This window comes from Anaerosporobacter sp., assembly GCF_031551385.1.
Classification (GTDB): domain Bacteria; phylum Bacillota; class Clostridia; order Lachnospirales; family Lachnospiraceae; genus Anaerosporobacter.
The window spans coordinates 1-4,824 of the sequence record NZ_JAVBNS010000183.1 but is presented as its reverse complement, the minus strand read 5'-3'; the positions used below and the strand labels follow the sequence as shown (position 1 = coordinate 4,824).

The window sequence follows — 4,824 nt, the reverse complement described above, 5'->3', positions numbered from 1 at the left end:
GATTGCTTCTACCTTTGCAATCTCCTCAGATGTTAATGCTGAGAAATGCGTAAAGTCAAAACGAAGACGATCTTTACTTACATAAGAACCAGCTTGTTCAATATGATTTCCGAGAACCATCTTTAATGCTTTTTGAAGTAGATGAGTTGCTGTATGGTTTTTACCTGTAGAAGTTCTTCTATCTTCATCAACAACTAAAGTAACAGTATCATTTACTTTAATAATACCTGCTTCTACTTTACCTACATGTCCAACTTTTCCACCCTGTAATTTAATAACATCTTCAACTACAAATGATGCATTTGCTGTTTTAATTACACCTGTATCGTTTAATTGACCACCCATTGTTGCATAGAATGGTGTCTCATCAACAATAATAGTACCTGCTTGCCCTGCTACTAATTCTTGTACAATTTCTGTTTCTGTAGTAAGTACAGTAACTTTACTGTCATGTGATAAAGAATCATATCCTACGAATGCAGATGTGATTGCTGGGTCAATTGATTGGTACACAGTAACATCCGCACCCATGTAGTTTGTTACTTCACGAGCACTTCTTGCAGTTTCTCTTTGTACGTTCATTGCTTTTTGGAAGCCTTCTTCATCTACTGTAAAGCCTTTTTCTTCAAGGATTTCCTTTGTTAAATCAAGAGGGAATCCATAAGTATCATATAACTTAAATGCATCCTCTCCACCTAATACTGTCTTACCTTCTGCTTTTAAACTTTCTTCTAAATCAGCTAAGATGCTAAGACCTTGGTCGATTGTTTTATTAAAGTTATCTTCTTCAATTGTTAACAACTTTAAGATGTATTCTTTCTTCTCTTCTAACTCTTGGTATCCATCTTTTGATTCTGCAATAATTGTCTCGCTTAACTGCGCAAGGAACTTACTGTTAATTCCAAGTAATTTACCATGACGAGCTGCTCTACGAAGTAATCTTCTTAGAACATAACCTCTTCCTTCATTCGATGGAATAATACCATCCGAAATCATAAATGTTACAGAACGGATATGATCTGTAATCAAACGAATTGAAACATCATGTTTTTCATTTGTCTGATATGTTACCCCTGCAATTTCACATACCTTATCGCGAATTGCTTTCATTGTATCAACATCATATACGGTATCGACATCTTGGACAACAACTGCTAAACGCTCAAGACCCATACCGGTATCAATATTTTTTTGAGATAATTCTGTATAGTGTCCGTTGCCATCACTCTCAAATTGTGTAAATACGTTATTCCATACTTCCATATAACGGTCACATTCACAACAAACTTTACAATCAGGGCTTCCACAACCATACTTTTCACCACGGTCGTAATAGATTTCAGAACATGGACCACATGGACCTGCACCATGTTCCCAGAAATTATCACAGTCACCATTCTCATCTCTTTCGAAACGAGTGATTCTATCTGGTGCAATACCGATATCTTTTACCCATATGTCAAACGCTTCATCATCTTCCACATAAATAGATGGATAAAGACGATCTGCTTCTAAGCCAATTGTTTCTGTTAAGAACTCCCATGACCATGCAATCGCTTCTTTCTTAAAGTAATCGCCAAATGAGAAGTTACCTAGCATCTCGAAGAATGTTAAGTGACGTGCAGTCTTACCAACATTCTCAATATCTCCTGTACGAATACATTTTTGACAAGTTGTTACTCTCTTTCTTGGAGGTATCTCTTGTCCTGTAAAATATGGTTTTAATGGTGCCATACCTGAATTGATTAATAATAAACTTTTATCACCTTGTGGAACTAAAGAAAAGCTATTCATCTTTAAATGATCTTTGCTCTCAAAAAATTCTAAATACATTCTTCTTAAATCGTTAAGTCCGTACACTTTCACTGTGCTTGCCTCCTGCGTATAATTCTAATAACCTATTATAAATTGTTCTATAATTTTTGTCAACTTAAGCAAAAAATACGTTACTGTATACCGCAACGTATTTCTTACCACTAATTATTTACCACTATTATATCTTTCACTCTGTTCTTTAATTAATTCCATATCATCAAAGTAATTAATCTTCATTGCATTCTTAACATCGTTTAATGTATTAGCAGCAACTGCCTTTGCCTTTTCACTACCTTTTTTAAGAATATCATAGATTTCAGGAATTTTTGTCTCTAATTCTTGTCTTCTTTCACGAATTGGTGCTAATTCCTCTTCTAAGATGGCATTAAGGAATCTCTTAACCTTAACATCTCCAAGTCCACCACGTTGGTAATGCGCCTTCAATTCTGCAAGATTTGGATAATCTGGAAGGTACTTTTCAAAATGTTCTGGCTTACAGAATGCATCAAGATAAGTAAATACTGTGTTTCCTTCGATTTTTCCTGGATCCGAAACTTGAAGATGGTCTGGGTCTGTGTACATACTCATAACCTTCTTACGCACGTCTTCAGCCGAATCAGATAGGTAGATACAGTTATTTAATGATTTACTCATCTTTGCTTTGCCATCTGTTCCTGGTAGTCTTAAACAAGCTTGATTCTCTGGCAATAATATCTCTGGTTCTATTAAAGTCTCTTCATATACAGAATTGAATTTACGAACGATTTCTTTTGTTTGCTCTAACATTGGAAGTTGATCTTCACCAACTGGTACTGTTGTTGCTTTAAATGCTGTAATATCAGATGCTTGGCTGATTGGATATGTGAAGAATCCAACTGGAATACTTGCTTCAAAATTACGCATCTGAATCTCTGATTTTACTGTAGGATTTCTCTGTAAACGTGATACAGTAACAAGATTCATATAATAGAATGCCAACTCACACAACTCTGGAATTTGAGATTGAATGAATAATGTTGATTTCTCTGGATCTAATCCAACTGATAGATAATCAAGTGCAACTTCAATGATATTTTGTCTTACTTTCTCTGGATTCTCTGAATTATCTGTTAATGCTTGTGCATCTGCTATCATAATAAAGATGTCTTTATATTCACCAGAATTCTGTAATTCAACCCTTCTCTTTAATGAACCTACATAATGACCTAAATGTAATTTTCCCGTAGGGCGGTCTCCTGTTAAAATAGTTTTTTCCATATCTTATACCCATGCATATCACAAGCTTGCTTGTGATACTGCCCAAATAAATACGGTTGAAAGAATCGACGAGCTGCATGGACTCCTTTACTATTATTTTCTTTCAACCTAGTTCCTCCTAAAAAAGACCCTTACCCAACAAAGGATAAGAGTCTAATAATCTTATATAGCCACCATTGTTTCACATACTATCATATGCTTCCATTATAACGGTTAGGATTTCCGTCAACGCCTACTCTATCTTTCGGGTTGCCCTCATAAGCCCATTCAACAACTTCAAAATACTGTACTCTCACCCTATACAGCTCTCTGTAATTTCTACCTATTGCCTACTTTTCTTAATCATCGGTTTTCTCATATATCTAGTATAAAGAATTATAACAAATTGTCAAGCCATTTCCACAACTTCATTATTTTACAGTAATTGGTGTTGTAAACTTTTTCGAAATGCTACCATATGTGATGGTTATTGTAATCACAGCACTTCCTTTTTTCTTACCTGTTACTTTTCCTGTTTTAGATACAGATGCAATTTTTGTATTACTTGACTTATACGTCACCTTTACACTCGATTCCGTAAGTTGTGAAGGTAGTGTAATTGTAATCTGTTTGCTTTTTCCTTTTGCCATTGTTAACGATTTACTAACTTTTGCACGGCTAGCAAGGCTTGTTACTGCCTTATTTGTTGCTTCTGGAAGAATAACATACTTGGAATAGGTACTAACAGGTATCGTGATATCTTGGTTCTTATCAACAGTATACTTTGTAGCTGGAAGCTCTTCTAATTTCTTTGTTGTTGCATTGTAGCCATATACATATACGATATCGCCTTTTTCTTTACTTAATGAGCTACCTACGTCAACAATAATAGATGCAAACTTATCCAGTTCACCATTTTGTTCTAATGTAACAACCGTTCCTGTTCCTCTATCTGCTGATTTAAGATATTGATTTACAACAGATTCAATCTGGTAATCCTTATCTAAAGCAGTCACTCGAAGTGCAACATTACTATTTGCTGTCGAATTAAATTCTTTTCCTTTAATTGTTAATGTACATAGTGGATTTGTATAGCTTGTTTTTCCTGTTTCTGAACTGTAGGAAGAACCAACATATTGAATAATAACACTTTTTCCACTATTTTTTATTCTATTTAATGTTGTATTATCTAAAGAAATATTCGAAAGCTGAATATCATTTCTGCCATAGTATTGAACAGGCATACTGATATTCACATACACTTCATTTACATTCGAACGATTCAATTGTGTTAGTATCTGAGCACTTACACCACTAAGCGTAAGCTGAAATATATTCGTATTACCAATCGTTTTCCCTGAAAGTGCAGATGCCAATACTTTTTCTTCGATTTCTGCTGTAATTGTAGAGAAGTTTGTCTCTGTTGTCAAACTCACTTTAGGGAATACAACTCCTTGATAGCCACCTGTAACTGTAGATGTCGTAATGGAAGAAGATCCTGAGATTACAGTTGTTGACGATGTAGGTGTCGTAGGTGTTGTTGGTGTCAACGAACCTTTCGCTACACCAGTAATCGTTATTGTTGAGGTATATCCCTCATAATATACAGTAACTGTATTTGTTCCTAATGAATATATTGTAGATGTTGAGAGTGTAAAGTCTGTAACATATGCAATCGAGTTGTCATTATAGGCAGCAATAACTGTAACATTGTTTTTATCAATTGCAGAACCAACTTCTACCGAACCCCCAATATATGCTGCAGATACAAAT

The 4,824-nt window shown here is 34.9% G+C and carries 3 protein-coding genes; all 3 read right to left on the bottom strand.

Features of this window, described 5'->3' with window-relative positions:
• The coding region (gene alaS / locus RMR19_RS14520; RefSeq protein ID WP_310604214.1) for an alanine--tRNA ligase at positions 1 to 1,866 on the bottom strand (1,866 nt) is incomplete at its 3' end.
• Positions 1,867 to 1,980: 114 nt separating this feature from the next.
• Positions 1,981 to 3,072, bottom strand: coding sequence for a tryptophan--tRNA ligase (trpS, locus tag RMR19_RS14515; protein WP_310604213.1), 1,092 nt, complete (start codon positions 3,070 to 3,072; stop codon positions 1,981 to 1,983).
• Positions 3,073 to 3,482: 410 nt separating this feature from the next.
• A partial coding sequence (locus RMR19_RS14510; protein ID WP_310604212.1) for an Ig-like domain-containing protein occupies positions 3,483 to 4,824 on the bottom strand: 1,342 nt, incomplete at its 5' end.